Below are 13,786 nucleotides of genomic sequence, written 5' to 3' on the forward strand. Positions count from 1 at the left end.
CGGCGACACCGGGTCGACCAGCCGACGCCGCGGACCGACTCGCTTTTCCCGACCGCCCCCGGACGTGGACGCGTGCGACGGTTCGACGAGGACTACCTCGAACACACCCGGAGCGGGATGTGGGCGGATTCGACGAGCGCGCTCGCGGACATGGACCTCCCCGGCCGCGAGCGCGTGCTCGACGTCGGCTGCGGGACCGGCGAGTTCTCCAGGGTGCTCGCCGCGGAGACGCCCGGCGAGGTCGTCGGGTGCGACGCCGACCCCGCGCTCCTCGCGGTCGCCCGCGAGCACGTCCCCGTCGTCGCCGGCGACGCGACGCGCCTCCCCGTCCACGACGACGCGTTCGACCTCGTCGCGTGCCAGGCGCTCCTCGTGAACCTCTCCGACCCGAGCGCCGCCGTCCGCGAGTTCGCTCGCGCCTCCCGGGACCTGGTCGCGGTCGTCGAACCCGACAACGCCGCCGTCACCGTCGACTCCACCGTCGACCGCGAACCAGGGCTCGCCAGGGCCGCGCGAGCCGCGTACATCGCCGGGTCGACGGTCGACCCCGCGCTCGGCGCGGACGCCGCTGAAATCCTCCAAGACGCCGGCCTCGACGTCCTCGGCACCAGGCGGTACGACCACACGCGCACCATCGAACCGCCGTACGACGACGCCGACCTCGAAGCGGTCGCGCGCAAAGCCAGCGGCGCCGGCCTCGCGAGCGACGAGGCCAGCCTCCGCGCCGTCCTCTCCGATAGCGAGTACGACGACCTCCGCGAGAACTGGCGCGAGATGGGCCGCGAGGCCGCCGCGCAGGCCGCCGACGGCGACTATCGGCGCGTCGAGACCGTCCCGTTCCACGTCACCGTCGGGCGCGTCCCCGACGACTGACCGCGCTCCTCGCGCACTCGCTTCGGCGAGGAGCGAGGCGCCGCGCGGTCGTCGCCGGAGCGGAGGTTTTTGTTCGCGTGCAGCCACCGAGCGAGTATGGTCGAGGACACCCATAGCGTCTCCGACGCGTTCGCCGCGCTCGGCGACGAGACGCGCGTCGCCATCCTCGAGGCGCTCGTCGACGCCCGCTGCGAGGACCCCGAGAACCCCGGGCTGTCGTTCTCCGCGCTCCGCGAGCGCGTCGGCGTCGCGGACTCCGGCCGGTTCAACTACCACCTCGGGAAGCTCCGCGGCCGGTTCGTCGCGTCCGAGGACGGCGAGTACTCGCTGACCGAAGCAGGGAACGAGATCGTCGGCGCCATCTTCGCCGGAACGTACGACGACGACGTCTTGGATCTCGACCCGGCGCCACTCGACGAGGAGTGCCCGCTCTGCGAGACGCCGGTCGTCGCGCACTTCGGCGACGGCCAGCTGCGCGTCGAGTGCGAGGACGAGCACCCGCTGCTCGTGACGGCGCTCCCGCCCGCCGCGGCGACCGACCGGTCGACCGAGGAGATCGTCAGGTTCGCGGTCCGGAAGACGTACGCGCAACTCGACCTGGTGACGGCGGGTATCTGCTCGGAGTGCTACGGACACGTCGAGGGCGAGATACGGTCGGTCGAGAGCGACGACGACGCCCTCCCGGCGTACGCGTACCACACCGAGTGCACGCGCTGCGGGTACGTCACGGGCTCCGTCGCGGCAGTCGCGGCACTCCGGCATCCGGCGTTCGTCGCGTTCTGTCACGACCACGGCGTGACCGTGCAGGAGCGACTCCCCTGGACGCTCCCCGGCATCGTCGACGACGACACCTCCGCGGTGAGCGACGACCCGCCGCGGTACGAGACGTCGTTCGAGCTCGGCGGGGAGCGCCTCGTCGTGACGCTCGGCGACACCGGCGACGTCCTCGACGCCACCCGCGAGTGAAAAGATTCAGACAGAAGAACGCTTCTGGAAACCCTTAACTCGGGGACGCGAGACCGATTCGGTATGGATCCACGCATCGAGCAGCACGCCGAAGTGATCGTCGAACACTCCACGAAGGTCGAGGCGGACGACAACGTCCGCATCGTCGCGCCGTCGGCGGCCGAGGACCTCGTCGTCGCGCTCGCGGAGAAACTCGGCGAGAAGGGTGCGAACCCCGCGTACCACCTGCGAAGCCAGCGGGCGTCGCGAGCGTACATGCGCGCCGCCGACGAGGACTCGTTCTCGCTCGCCGAACACCGGCTCGCGGAGATGGAGGAGACGGACGTCGTCGTCATCGTCCGTGGCGACGAGAACACGAAGGAGACGAGCGACGTCGACCCCGAGAAGGTCCAGGCCGCATCGAAGGCCGGGAAGCCCATCTCGGAGGCCCGCATGGAGACGCGCTGGGTGGGCACGCAGTACCCCGCGCCGGGGAACGCACAGGACGCCGAGATGAGTACCGACGCGTACGAGTCGTTCGTCTGGGACGCTGTGAACAAGGACTGGGACGCGCAGCGCGAGCACCAGGAACAGATGGTCGAGATCCTCGACCCCGCGGACGAGGTCCGCATCGTCTCCGGCGAAACCACCGACATCCGGATGAGCGTCGACGGGATGGTGACGGCGAACGACTACGGCGAACTGAACCTCCCCGGCGGCGAAGTCTATACGGCGCCGCGACCCGAGAGCGTCGAGGGCGAGGTCCTGTTCGACATGCCCTTGATGGCGCAGGGCCGCGAGATACAGGACGCCCACCTCGTGTTCGAGGACGGCGAGGTCGTCGAGTACTCGGCGGCGAAGAACGAGGACGTCCTCGGCGCGGTGCTCGACACCGACGAGGGCGCGCGCCGCCTCGGCGAACTCGGCATCGGGATGAACCGCGACATCGACCGGTTCACGTACAACATGCTGTTCGACGAGAAGATGGGTGACACCGTCCACATGGCGGTCGGGAAGGCCATCGAGCACACCGTCCCCGACGGCGAACCCCTCAACGAGTCCGCGACGCACATGGACATGATCGTGGACATGAGCGAGAACTCGTTCATCGAGGTCGACGGCGAGATAGTGCAGCGCAACGGGACGTTCCGGTTCGAAGACGGGTTCGACGGCGAGTAATCCACACGTCGACGCTGGGTCTCGGTCCCGTCCGCTTCCTCCTCGACGCCCCAACGATTCAAGTTGCATCGGGCGGCGAACGACGGCGATGCGCTGAGGAATGGTCGCGTCGGTCCAGACGGGAGCGCGGTGCGCCGACGCGACGACGACGCACGCACCGCCTGCTCGCCAGCCACGACCCTCTCGTCGTTCACCCCACCGGTAGCGACCGCTAGACGACGTCGCCGCGAACGGTTGCGCCTTCCTGCTCGTCGCGCCACGCGTGCAACTCCTGGGCTGCGTCCTGCGCGTCCCCTTCGTCGAGGCCGAGCATCTGGAGCGACCGCGAGAGCGTCGGGAGCGCGACCTCGCCGTCGCGGAGCTTCCGCATCGCCTCGTCGCTCCGCTGGCCCTCCGCGAACAGACAGACGCCACGCGGGTCGAGCAGCTGCGTCCAGTCGCCGCGCGTCTTCGCGCCCTCGAGGCGCTGCGTGACGTTGTCCTCGAAGCTCGCGTTACACACCTCGAGATGGATGGGTTCGTCGTCCTCCAGGAGGTGCGCGGCGAGACACTGTTCGGGTGCCGCGTGCCCGTTCGCGTTCGCCCGCACCAGGTCGGGGTGCTCCTCGGCCCACGCCGCGCGCACGGTCTGTCCGACACCCTTCACGCCGAGATCGCGCTCGAACTCGTCGGCGCGGTCGCTGTCCCCACGCATCAGGATGTCCTTCGTGACGTACACGTCCAGGCGGTCGACCGGATCGAGGCCGAGTGCGACGTCGCCGTACACCCACACCTCGCGGACCGGGACCGGCATCGTCTCCGACTCGACCGCGTCCACGATGGCGGCGACGCGGTCCAGCGCGTCGTCCCGTGAGAGACTCATGCTCCAGGGTAACGCGGCCACGGTCAAAACCAGCCCGCTTCAGCACGCCGCCCTCGGGAACCGTGTCCCAGGCCGTCGACCCGCGGAGTCAGCGCTTCGAGACGTGCACGACGTTCTCGACGGTCGCGTGTACGACGCCGTCGGCGTCGACGACGTCCACCTCGTACGCGCGATTCACCGGGCCGTCCGCGTCGACCGCGCGCTTCACCGACGCGATCTCGTCGTCGGACAGCTCGAACTTCGCGTACAGGTCCGTCTTCCCGGGTTTCTTGAAGTCGATGGACGCCTCGGTGTCCCACACTGCGTACGTGGACTCGTCGAGGTTCTTGATGAGGAGCATCGCGTGCATCGGGTCGCACGCCCCGTAGATGCTCCCGCCGAACGTCGTCCCCATGTAGTTCTTCGTCCGCCACGAATACGGGATCTCGACGCGGATCTCCTGCCAGTCCTCGCGGATGTACCGGACGCGGCCACCCGTTCCGCGGTAGACGGGGAACAGGTTGAACTTCAATCGCGCCAGCCGCGTCCGCCAGGACTCGCTCATGGCTGGGTCCACGACCGACGGTATCGTGAACGCTGTGGAACTGCGCGCGCACCGCGACGCGTTCCTCGCAGCGCCGTCGCGCGAAAGGACTAATCGCGTGCCACGCCAACTTGGTGCACGTGCGTTCCCGTCGTTCACTCGTCGTCCTCCTCGTCGGCGTCGCCATCCTCGCGCTCGCGGTCGGCGGAGCCGCGGCACTCGCTGACCTCGACGGCGACGGCGTCGGCTCGCTCGACGAACTCCGCGCCGGCACCGACCCGCTCGTCGCGGACACCGACGCCGACGGATTGACCGACGGCGCGGAACGCGACGCAGGCACGAACGCCACGCTCGCGGACACCGACCGCGACGGCCTGGAAGACGGTCGCGAGGTCGACGTCGGCACCGACCCGCTTCGAGTCGACACGGACGACGACGGTCTCGACGACGCCCGCGAAGTGAACGCGCTCGGGACCGACCCCACGGTCGTGGACACGGACGAGGACGGCCTGGAAGACGGTCAGGAGGCTGAGACGTACGGGACCGACCCGCTCGTCGCGGATAGCGACGACGACGGCCTCGGTGACGGCGTCGAAGTCGCCGAGTACGGTTCGTCGCCGACGAACCCCGATACCGACGACGACGGCCTCCGAGACGGCCGCGAAGCACGCGAACTCGGCACCGACCCGACGACGAACGACACCGACGGCGACCGACTCCCGGACGCCGTCGAACTCCGCGTGTACGACACCGACCCGACGTCGTCCGACACCGACGACGACGGCCTCGAAGACGGCGTCGAAGCCGCCGACAGCGGCCCGCTCGCCGCAGCCGACCCGCTCGCTCGCGACGTCTTCGTCGAACTCGACTACATGCGCGGCGAACGCCCGAACGCGACCGCGATCGCGCTCGTCGTCGACGAGTACGCGAACGCACCCATCACGAACCCCGACGGCACCACCGGCATCTCGCTGCACGTCGTCGTCGACGACGCCATCCCGCGCGAACCGAAGACGAACGAACTCGACAGCCTCCGCCTCCGCCTCTCGTACTTCGACAACGAAACCCGCGGCTATCACCACGCGATGGTCGTCCGCGACGCCCGCCTCGCCGGCGACTCCGTCGCCGGCTTCGCAACTACCGGCCACGTCGTCCTCCAGACGAGCGGCCGCGACGGCGACCAATACACGACCCGCGGCCAAGCACACGTCCTCATGCACGAACTCGGGCACGCACTCGGCCTCTCCAACGACGACTACGACGGCATCGACTCGTACGACGTCCCACACGACCGCTACGAGAGCGTGATGAACTACAACGCCCCCTGGGAGACCCTCGGCTACAGCACCAGCGCCCCCTTCGACGACTGGGCGTACCTCGCAACCAACATGTACGGCCCACCAGCACTCACCACGAACCTCCCCATCCCGTCCACCGCGAATACCACGAACGAGACACCGACGAACGCCACCGCTAGCTGAAGGAACGGCGAGAATTCGACTACGAATCGACTGCAGGAGAAGTCCGCCCTCCCCGATTTGAACGGGGGACAAGTCGATCTACAGTCGACTGCTCTACCAGTCTGAGCTAAGGGCGGGCAATCGCATTCACTGCTTGGTCCGTGGGTAGATATAAGGGTTTTCTTTCGTGGTGCCTTCGGGGGGCGATTACGTGTCACGGCGCGGTGGTCGCTGTGGGTCGTCGATTCGGGTGTCTGACGGTGAGGAAAGTTGAAATACGATGATTGTGTTGTGGCTGGTGTTAGATGAGTAAGATTACCGTTCGCGCGGACGACGACCTGGTCGCGGAACTCGAGGCGATGGACGCCTCGAAGAGCCAGGTCGTTCGTGAGGCGTTGCGCGCGTATCTCGAGGATGTAAACGCGGGGAGCGAGCGGCTCGCGGACGGTGATGTGATCGAGGATGCCGATGGTGGTTCGGTTGGGGGTGCGGATGCGGAGACGCTGGACGCGCTCGTTCGTGAGCGAGTGGACGAGGTGGTTCGCGAGCGCGTGGATGCGGCGCTCGCGGACCGCGGGTTCGGTGTTCGTCCGCAACCACAGGACGTGAACGTGACGGTCGCGGTCGAAGGAGCGGTGTCCGACGAGAATGCGGAGGTGTCGGATGAAGCGGCGGAGGCGACTGCGGGCGAGAGTGAGGCTGGGGGCGTGGAGTCGTCGTCCGACGACCATGAGTCGTGTGCGCAGTGCGGGGAGGCGTTGGACGGCGAGCACGTGTACTGCCCGAACTGTGGTGAGAAGGCGTCTCGTCGGGCGTTCTGCGAGTGTGGGGACGAGGTGCGGTCGGATTGGGCGTTCTGTCCGGGCTGTGGGCGTCGGACGCCGGCCGCTGACGTCCTCGATTCGGGGTAAACGCTGTAAACGGCGAGTAGGGCGGCTCTGGAGTCGCTCTACGAGCCCGTCGAAATATGTCGGCGGTAGTTTTATTACGTATGACACAGTGCATACAGTCGCGTAAGACGGTCGTCTTACAGGCTGCGTCCGGCGGTGATGAACGGACTGCCCTACTGGGGTTTAGCCGTGTAAGACAAATTGCGTGTGACTCTCACGCGTGCCGTCTTACCCAAAGGGGAAATTACGAACCATGGAGCGTGTGACACTGCGCATTCCGAAACAGCAGATCGAGGAGGTCGAACAGATGGTGGAGACGGGCGAGTTTCCGAACCGGTCGGAAGCGATCCGTTCCGCCGTCCGTGAAATGCTAAACGAACAAGGCGACCGCGCCGAGAAAGGCGGCCGCAGCTGGGCGAAGGTGTGACGATGCAGGACATAGTCCAAGAAGCCCTCGAGAACGAGGAACAAGAGAAGAAGAAGCAGCAGAAGATCGACGGAGACGACTTCGGCGATCCCCGCATCGTCATCGTCGGTGCTGGCGGCGCCGGCAACAACACCGTCAATCGCCTGTACAACATCGGTGTTGAAGGCGCGGAGACGATCGCGATCAACACGGACAAACAGCACCTGAAGATGATCGAGGCCGACACCAAGATCCTCGTGGGGAAGTCCCTCACGAACGGACTCGGTGCCGGTGGCGACCCGTCGATGGGTGAGCGCGCCACGGAGATGGCGCAGGGCACGATCAAGGAGGTCCTCGGTGAGGCCGACCTCGTGTTCGTGACCGCCGGCATGGGTGGTGGCACCGGGACTGGTGCCGCGCCCGTGGTCTCGAAGATCGCGAAGGAGCAGGGTGCGATCGTCGTCGGCATGGTGTCGACGCCGTTCAACGTGGAGCGAGCGCGGACGGTGAAGGCCGAGGAAGGCCTGGAGAAGCTCCGCGAGGAAGCTGACTCCATCATCGTCCTCGACAATAATCGACTGCTGGATTACGTCCCGAACCTCCCGATCGGGAAGGCGTTCTCCGTGATGGACCAGATCATCGCGGAGACCGTCAAGGGGATCTCGGAGACGATCACGCAGCCGTCGCTCATCAACCTGGACTACGCGGACATGACGAGCATCATGAACCAGGGCGGTGTGGCGGTGATGCTCGTCGGTGAGACCCAGGACAAGAACAAGACGCGCGAGGTGGTGAACGACGCGATGAACCATCCGCTGTTGGACGTGGACTACCGCGGTGCGAGCGGTGGACTCGTGCACATCACGGGTGGCCCGGACCTCACCTTGAAAGAGGCGGAGGGTATCGCGGACAACATCACGGAGCGTCTTGAGGCGAGCGCGAACGTCATCTGGGGTGCGCGCATCCAGGAGAACTACAAGGGTAAGGTCCGCGTCATGGCGATCATGACGGGCGTGCAGTCCGCGCAGGTGCTCGGGCCGAGCACGCAGAAGCAGGCGAACAAGTCCCGGCAGGCCATCGACGGCGTCGACGGTGTCGGTGGCAGTCAGGAGACGGAGTTCGACGCGAGCCAGAACGTCAGCGGCGACGGGTCGTTCGGCGGACAGTCTGGCGCGCAGAGCGACGGCGGTCGGAGCGAGGTCGAGCGGAACAACGGTCTGGACGTCATCCGCTGACGGCGCACTCGTGGAGACCGATCTCCCTGGTCGGTCGACGTCGTCGGTGGCCACGTGGCCGTTCTCTTTCCTTCCTTCCGTTCTCGTGGTGTAGTGACGGCTGCGGCCCGGAGCGCGACGTTTTGCTGGCTCTGAAAACAATCTGTAATTTATACGTGTTCGCGAGTGGAACGGTCGGGCATGGGTTCGACGACAGTTTCGAGTGACGTGACCGAGGGCGTCGGGTTGCCGGTGTCGAGTCGGACGTTCGACGCGGTGGTCGCGGTGTTCTCGTTGTTGACCGTGGCGGGGATCGCTGCGGACTTCCGGTCGCACGCGGCCGGTATCTCGTTCGCCGAGGAGGGGTTCTTCACCGCCGAGCACGTGTTCTTCTATTCGGCGTTCCTCGTGGTGGCGGTGACGTTGTTCGCCGGGACGGCGCACCGCCGGTCCCGTGGGCTGGATTGGGTGGCGGCGGTGCCGCCGGGATACCGGTGGGGTATCGTCGGCGTCCTCGTGTTCGGGTTCGGGGGCGTCGGTGACTTCTTCTGGCATTCGGCGTTCGGGTTCGAGGAGAGTTTCGAGGCGCTCGTGAGTCCGAGTCACTTGACGCTCGCGGTCGGGTCGGTCCTGTTCCTGCTGTCGCCGCTCCGAGCGGCGGCGCGTCGCGGCGAGGACGCGGACACGGCCTTCGGGGCGGTCCCGGTCGTGGTGTCGATGACGCTCGCGCTCGCGATTCTCGGGATGTTCGGCGGGTTCGTGAATCCGCTCGTGCGGCCGTACCCGCACTTCGAGTGGGAGTCGATGCGGTCGGTGGTGACGATGCTGGTCGCGTGGCCGCTCGTGTACGTCGGTGCGGTCGTGGCGACGCTTCGTCGGTTCGACCTCGTGCCGGGTGCGTTCACGGTTGCGTTCGGGGTGGCGGCGTTCGCTATCGTGCAGGTCGAGGGGTACGTGTGGTTGCTGGTTCCGGCGGTGGTCGCGGGCGTGCTCGCGGACGTGTTCGCGGTGTACGTGCGTCGCGTCGGGATTGGTCGTGCGCTCCGGTCGCGAGCGTTCACCGCGTTCGCGGCGGGCCTCCCGGCGGCGTTCGTGACGGTGTACTTCACGGTCGTCGACCTCACGGTCGGCATCGACCACTCGTACCTCCAGGAGGGGCTGTTCAACTGGTCGATCCACGTCGTCGTTGGGGCGGTGGTGCTCGCTGCGCTCGTCGGCGTGCTGTTCGCGAGCGTCGTGGCCGATGGTCGTGCGGCGGTGACGACCGAGGAGGTGTCGTGATGCGGCGAGCGGGGTTGCTGCAGCGGTTCGTCGTGACTGGGATGGTCGCCCTGGTGGTGTCGTCGGGGCGGGTGGCCGCGCACGGCGGCGGTGGCGGGCCGCACGCGTGGTTCGGGCCGGTGGGGTTCCTCGTGGGTGTCGCCGTCGCGGGTGTCGCCGTCGCGCTCGACTCGCGCGACGCGGTCGCCCGAACGTACGTGGACATCGGCGTGTTCACGGGCGTTGGCGTCGCGCTCGCAGGACTGGTTGTGTACGTCGTCGTCTGACGCGTCGGACGCCGCGGTGGCGGGTCGAGTTAGCCCTGTCCGGTCGCCTCAGGCGTCGAGCGCGTCGAGTAACTGGCACTTCCGACAGACGTCTCGCGTGGTGGTGCTCCCGCAGCGCTCGCACTCGCCGAGGTCGGCTTCGTCCCGCGAGTCGTCGGCGTCGGAGTGATACTCGCTCGCGACGATACCCGCGAGCTCCTCGTAGCCCGCGAGGATACTATGACGGGTCCCGGGATGATTCTCCTCGAGGCCGTGCAGGAGTTGCTGTATCTCGCCGCGGTACGCTTCGCTCGCGTGCGGGCACTCCGTGATGTGTGCGGGGAGGTCCCGGAGGTGACAGTAGAGCGCGACCTCCTTCTCGGGGACGTCCCGGAGCGGTTTCGCGCGCGGCACGAAGTGCTCCTGGTCCTCGCGACTCGGCGCACCGTCGCCGTCGCTCCCGCGCTCGTCGAACGGCCCGAGGCTCGCGTCGAAGTGCTTCGCGATCTGCGCGACGTCGCCCTCGAGGAAGTTCATGAGCGCGGTCTGGGCTTCGTCGTCGAGGTTGTGACCGGTCAGGAGCTTGTCCGCGCCGAACTCGTCGGCGTAGCGCTCGAGAAGGTCGCGTCGGAACACCCCACAGTACGCGCACGGCGCCATCCCTTCGGGGTCGTCCTCGACGACGTCGTCCATCTCCACGCCGAACTCCTCGGCGTACGACACGACCTCGTGACGGACGTCGAGGTCCTCGGTCAGCTCGAGACAGGCGTCGACGCTCTCGTCGCGATACCCCTCGATGCCCTCGTGGATCGTCAACGCCACCAGCTCGATACGAGGATCCGCCTCGAACGTCTCGTGCAGGATCTGCGTGAGCGCAACCGAATCCTTCCCACCCGACAGCCCGACCACCCACGTCTCCGGGTCCTCCGGCGTCGCGTCACGCGGCACGAGATTGTCCTCGCGAACCCGTCGCCGCACACGGCGCTCCACGGACTCCGCGAAGTGCGCATCACACAGGTGCGCGCCCGAATACGCCGCATGCATCACCGCATCCCGCTCGCACTTCGAACACTCCATTCGCTCACCCGTACCGGACCCGAGGGGAAACGGGTTTCGCTCCACACGCTCACGACAAACACGACCACGAGAACCGGCGGCCTGGAGGTCGCCGGATGCTCGTGGAGTCGAGACGGTAGAAACGGCGCCCTGGCGGGCGCCGTATGCTGGTCGAGTCAGTAGTTCCGTCATCTTCAAGTCTGTTTTCGCTGAGTCGAACGTAGTGGCAGTATCGTTCGACCTGTTCGGGACGCTCGTCGACGTCACGCGACCCGATGACCCCGCTGAAGCGGTGGCGCGCGAGCTTCGCGCTCGCGACGTCGACGTCCCCGAGGACTGGGGCGAGGCGTACCGCGAGGTGCACGTGGACGCGCCGGAGGGAGCCGAGGTCCCGCTTCCGGCGCACGTCGCGCGAGCGCTCGCGAGCCGCGGCGTCGATGCGCCTGGGAACGCGCCGCGGCGTGCGGTCGTCGCCGCGTTCGACCCCGACGTGACGGTTCGTCGTGGTGCGCGCGACGCGGTCGCGGCCGCCAGCGAGCACGGCTCGGTCGCGGTGTGCTCGAACTGCTCGGTTCCCGGACTCGTTCGGAAGACGCTCGTTCGCGCCGATATGCGCGACGCGTTCGACGTGGTCGTCGCGAGCGCCGCGTGCGGGTGGCGGAAGCCCGACGAGCGGATCTTCGAGCGCGTGGCGGACGGGCTTGGTTGCGAGCCGAACGCGCTCGTGCACGTCGGCGACGCGGACGCGGACGCTGGCGTCGAGCGCGTCGGCGGGTCGTTCGTGGACGTCCGCGACGTCGCGTCCGCGGAGTTCGTGGACGTCGTCGCGTCGTTCGCCCGTTCGACCGGCAGGGGCGGAGCCGCGTCGACCACGGTCGACGACGACGGTGACGCGTCGAGCGCGACCGACGAGGGAGCGGGGTCGCAGTGAGTGCGCTCGGCGCGCTCGTCGTCGCCGCGGCGGCGGGGCTGGACGCGGCGGTCGGCGAACCACCGAACCGCCTGCATCCGGTCGCGTGGTTCGGGCGCGTCGTCGCGCTCGCGGACCGCGAGTGGGCGAACCCGGCGGTCGCGGGCGCCGCGGTCGCGGTCGTCCTCCCGCTCGCCGCTGCGGGCGTGGTCGCGGGCGTCGTGCTCGCGGTTGGATACCTCACCCCGTGGCTGTCGGTCGTCGCCGCCGTTCTCTCGTTATTCGCGGCGACGAGTCGACGCATGCTCCTCGCGCTCGCTCGCGACGTCGTCGCAGCGAGTGACCGCGACCTCGCGGCGGCGCGCGAGGACCTTTTGGGGCTCGCGGGGCGGGACGCGAGCGCGCTCTCGCCGGCGCAGGTGCGGTCCGCGGCCGTCGAGTCCGCGGCCGAGAACCTCGCCGACGGGCTCGTCGCGCCCCTCCTCGCGTTCGTCGTCGCGCTCCCGTTCGGTATCGCTGCGGGCGCGGGCGCGGCGGCGTGGGTGAAGGCCGTGAACACGCTCGACTCGATGCTCGGGTACCCCGCCAAGCGTCACGGGACCGCGAGCGCACGCCTCGACGACGCCGCGATGTGGGTGCCGGCGCGGCTGTCGGCGGGCCTGCTCGCGTTCGCCGGTGGTCGACCGGATGCGCTCGGTCGCGCGCGCGAGTGGCTCGCGGGCGTCCCGTCGCCGAACTCGGGGTGGCCGATGGGTGCACTCGCGGCCGCGGTCGACGTCCGACTGGAGAAACCCGGCGTCTACGTGCTGAATCCCGACGCGCCGCTCCCGCCGACGCCGATAGCGGAGCGTGCACTCGCGGTCGTCGACCGCGCCGGGTGGCTCGCCGTCGCCACCGCAGCCGCGCTCGCGCTCGCCGTCCCCACCCCCGCGGAGGTGCTCGCGCTCCCGTGACGCGTATCGAGAGATTGTAACGATACCGAGAACGTTCGTGCACGTGTCGAGACTGAGGCTTTCGTTTACGGGATTCTTGGGGCCTGATGCATTCGTTTCGGTTCGGAGTCGACGCCCGAGAAAACGTATCGTGATGGTGGTGGTTCCACAAAGTATTTGTCGTGTCTCCGATGGACCCCGAGTATGGTCTCCCGCATCCCAGCGATCGCCCTCCTCGTCGTCGTCGTCGCGACGAGCGGGTGTCTCGGCGCCCTCGGTGGGCCGAACACCGCGACCACTGCGACCGACACGACGAACGCAGACGACGCGACGTCGAACGAAACGACCGAACGCACGACGGTGACGACGGGGACCGACGCGGACGTCGTCCTGACCGGGAGCGTCTCCGCGAACGCTGCCGCGGACGGCGGTCACCCCACGGTCTACGCGGGCGAGCCGACGCCCGTCGAGATCACGCTCCGGGACCAGTCCGACGACGAGCAGTCCTACACCGTCGTCGCCCTCCTCCAGGAGTACCAGATGACGACCGAGGGCGAGAACGCGTCGATCGCGGTGACGTCGAACGAGACGCTCCTCGAGCGTTCGACGACCGTCGCCGACGCCCGCCAGACGGTGTCCGGGAACGTCACGGTGAACGAAACCGGCGACGACTACCGGATCGTGCTCATGGTGTTCGAGGGCGACGCGCCCGCGAACCCGCGGCCGGCCGACGCCGCGGACTCGTGGCCCGCGCTCGTCGACGTCACCGAGCGCGACGACGACCCGCAGAACGCCACCGAGACGTCCGCGAACGCGACCGCGTCAGCGCTCGCCGCCCCCGCCGCCTGACTCGGTCCCGCGACCGAGGCGCGTTCCTCCCCTCGGCGCCTGCTCTCGGCCCGACGGCTCCGCTTCCCCCCGCCTTCGACCACGGCACGATAGCGGTCGCGTTCGACGCGTCGGTCGAACCCTCACCCGGCCGCCGATTCGGAGAACGAGAGCGTGCTCGG

At 68.3% G+C, this 13,786-nt stretch carries 15 protein-coding genes and 1 tRNA gene; 12 read left to right on the plus strand and 4 right to left on the minus strand.

Going from position 1 to position 13,786, the window contains the following annotated elements:
* Nucleotides 1-72 precede the first annotated feature (72 nt).
* From ACZ48X_RS15730 to ACZ48X_RS15740, 3 genes are all read left to right on the plus strand, one after another.
* Nucleotides 73-873, plus strand: coding sequence for a class I SAM-dependent methyltransferase (locus tag ACZ48X_RS15730; RefSeq protein WP_336348806.1), 801 nt, complete (start codon nucleotides 73-75; stop codon nucleotides 871-873).
* A 96-nt stretch (nucleotides 874-969) separates the two neighbouring features.
* Entirely contained in the window at nucleotides 970-1,839 is an 870-nt protein-coding gene (locus ACZ48X_RS15735) for an ArsR/SmtB family transcription factor (protein ID WP_336348805.1), read from the plus strand.
* A 63-nt stretch (nucleotides 1,840-1,902) separates the two neighbouring features.
* Entirely contained in the window at nucleotides 1,903-2,997 is a 1,095-nt protein-coding gene (locus ACZ48X_RS15740) for an aminopeptidase (protein ID WP_336348804.1), read from the plus strand.
* A 211-nt stretch (nucleotides 2,998-3,208) separates the two neighbouring features.
* On the opposite strand, the gene ACZ48X_RS15745 is transcribed toward ACZ48X_RS15740, so the two are convergent.
* On the minus strand, nucleotides 3,209-3,859 hold the full coding sequence (locus tag ACZ48X_RS15745) for a DUF7095 family protein (protein WP_336348803.1): 651 nt from the start codon (nucleotides 3,857-3,859) through the stop codon (nucleotides 3,209-3,211).
* Between the two features lie 88 nt (nucleotides 3,860-3,947).
* Nucleotides 3,948-4,403 (minus strand): DUF4442 domain-containing protein, encoded by a 456-nt coding sequence (locus ACZ48X_RS15750; protein ID WP_336348802.1) that lies wholly within the window; start codon nucleotides 4,401-4,403, stop codon nucleotides 3,948-3,950.
* Nucleotides 4,404-4,522: 119 nt separating this feature from the next.
* Here ACZ48X_RS15750 and ACZ48X_RS15755 point away from each other — a divergent pair, with 119 nt between their 5' ends.
* Complete coding sequence (locus ACZ48X_RS15755) at nucleotides 4,523-5,863, plus strand: zinc metalloprotease (protein ID WP_336348801.1); 1,341 nt, start codon at nucleotides 4,523-4,525, stop codon at nucleotides 5,861-5,863.
* Nucleotides 5,864-5,905: 42 nt separating this feature from the next.
* Here ACZ48X_RS15755 and ACZ48X_RS15760 read toward each other — a convergent pair.
* A tRNA-Tyr gene (locus tag ACZ48X_RS15760) sits at nucleotides 5,906-5,979 on the minus strand.
* A gap of 168 nt (nucleotides 5,980-6,147) precedes the next feature.
* Between ACZ48X_RS15760 and ACZ48X_RS15765 the strand changes: the two genes are divergently transcribed.
* The 5 genes from ACZ48X_RS15765 (at nucleotide 6,148) to ACZ48X_RS15785 (ending at nucleotide 9,899) form a co-directional block, all read left to right on the plus strand.
* Entirely contained in the window at nucleotides 6,148-6,753 is a 606-nt protein-coding gene (locus tag ACZ48X_RS15765; protein ID WP_336348800.1) for a double zinc ribbon domain-containing protein, read from the plus strand.
* 232 nt (nucleotides 6,754-6,985) lie between these two features.
* A complete protein-coding gene (locus ACZ48X_RS15770) occupies nucleotides 6,986-7,159 on the plus strand; it encodes a ribbon-helix-helix domain-containing protein (RefSeq protein ID WP_227132043.1) in 174 nt (57 codons plus the stop codon).
* Between the two features lie 2 nt (nucleotides 7,160-7,161).
* The gene (gene ftsZ / locus ACZ48X_RS15775) at nucleotides 7,162-8,373 is read left to right on the plus strand and encodes a cell division protein FtsZ (RefSeq protein WP_336348799.1); all 1,212 of its coding nucleotides are present in this window, start codon (nucleotides 7,162-7,164) and stop codon (nucleotides 8,371-8,373) included.
* A 180-nt stretch (nucleotides 8,374-8,553) separates the two neighbouring features.
* Complete coding sequence (locus tag ACZ48X_RS15780) at nucleotides 8,554-9,633, plus strand: hypothetical protein (protein WP_336348798.1); 1,080 nt, start codon at nucleotides 8,554-8,556, stop codon at nucleotides 9,631-9,633.
* Nucleotides 9,633-9,899, plus strand: coding sequence for a hypothetical protein (locus tag ACZ48X_RS15785; protein ID WP_336348797.1), 267 nt, complete (start codon nucleotides 9,633-9,635; stop codon nucleotides 9,897-9,899). Before ACZ48X_RS15780 ends, ACZ48X_RS15785 begins: the two co-directional genes overlap by 1 nt.
* 48 nt (nucleotides 9,900-9,947) lie before the next feature.
* On the opposite strand, the gene ncsA is transcribed toward ACZ48X_RS15785, so the two are convergent.
* The gene (gene ncsA / locus ACZ48X_RS15790; RefSeq protein WP_336348796.1) at nucleotides 9,948-10,955 is read right to left on the minus strand and encodes a tRNA 2-thiolation protein NcsA; all 1,008 of its coding nucleotides are present in this window, start codon (nucleotides 10,953-10,955) and stop codon (nucleotides 9,948-9,950) included.
* 202 nt (nucleotides 10,956-11,157) lie between these two features.
* On the opposite strand from ncsA, the gene ACZ48X_RS15795 reads away from it, so the two are divergent.
* The 3 genes from ACZ48X_RS15795 (at nucleotide 11,158) to ACZ48X_RS15805 (ending at nucleotide 13,625) form a co-directional block, all read left to right on the plus strand.
* Complete coding sequence (locus tag ACZ48X_RS15795) at nucleotides 11,158-11,865, plus strand: HAD family hydrolase (protein WP_336348795.1); 708 nt, start codon at nucleotides 11,158-11,160, stop codon at nucleotides 11,863-11,865.
* Nucleotides 11,862-12,797 (plus strand): adenosylcobinamide-phosphate synthase CbiB, encoded by a 936-nt coding sequence (gene cbiB / locus ACZ48X_RS15800; RefSeq protein ID WP_336348794.1) that lies wholly within the window; start codon nucleotides 11,862-11,864, stop codon nucleotides 12,795-12,797. Before ACZ48X_RS15795 ends, cbiB begins: the two co-directional genes overlap by 4 nt.
* 183 nt (nucleotides 12,798-12,980) lie before the next feature.
* Complete coding sequence (locus ACZ48X_RS15805; protein ID WP_336348793.1) at nucleotides 12,981-13,625, plus strand: DUF1616 domain-containing protein; 645 nt, start codon at nucleotides 12,981-12,983, stop codon at nucleotides 13,623-13,625.
* The last annotated feature ends 161 nt before the right edge of the window (nucleotides 13,626-13,786 follow it).

Source organism: Halorubellus litoreus (assembly GCF_055378595.1).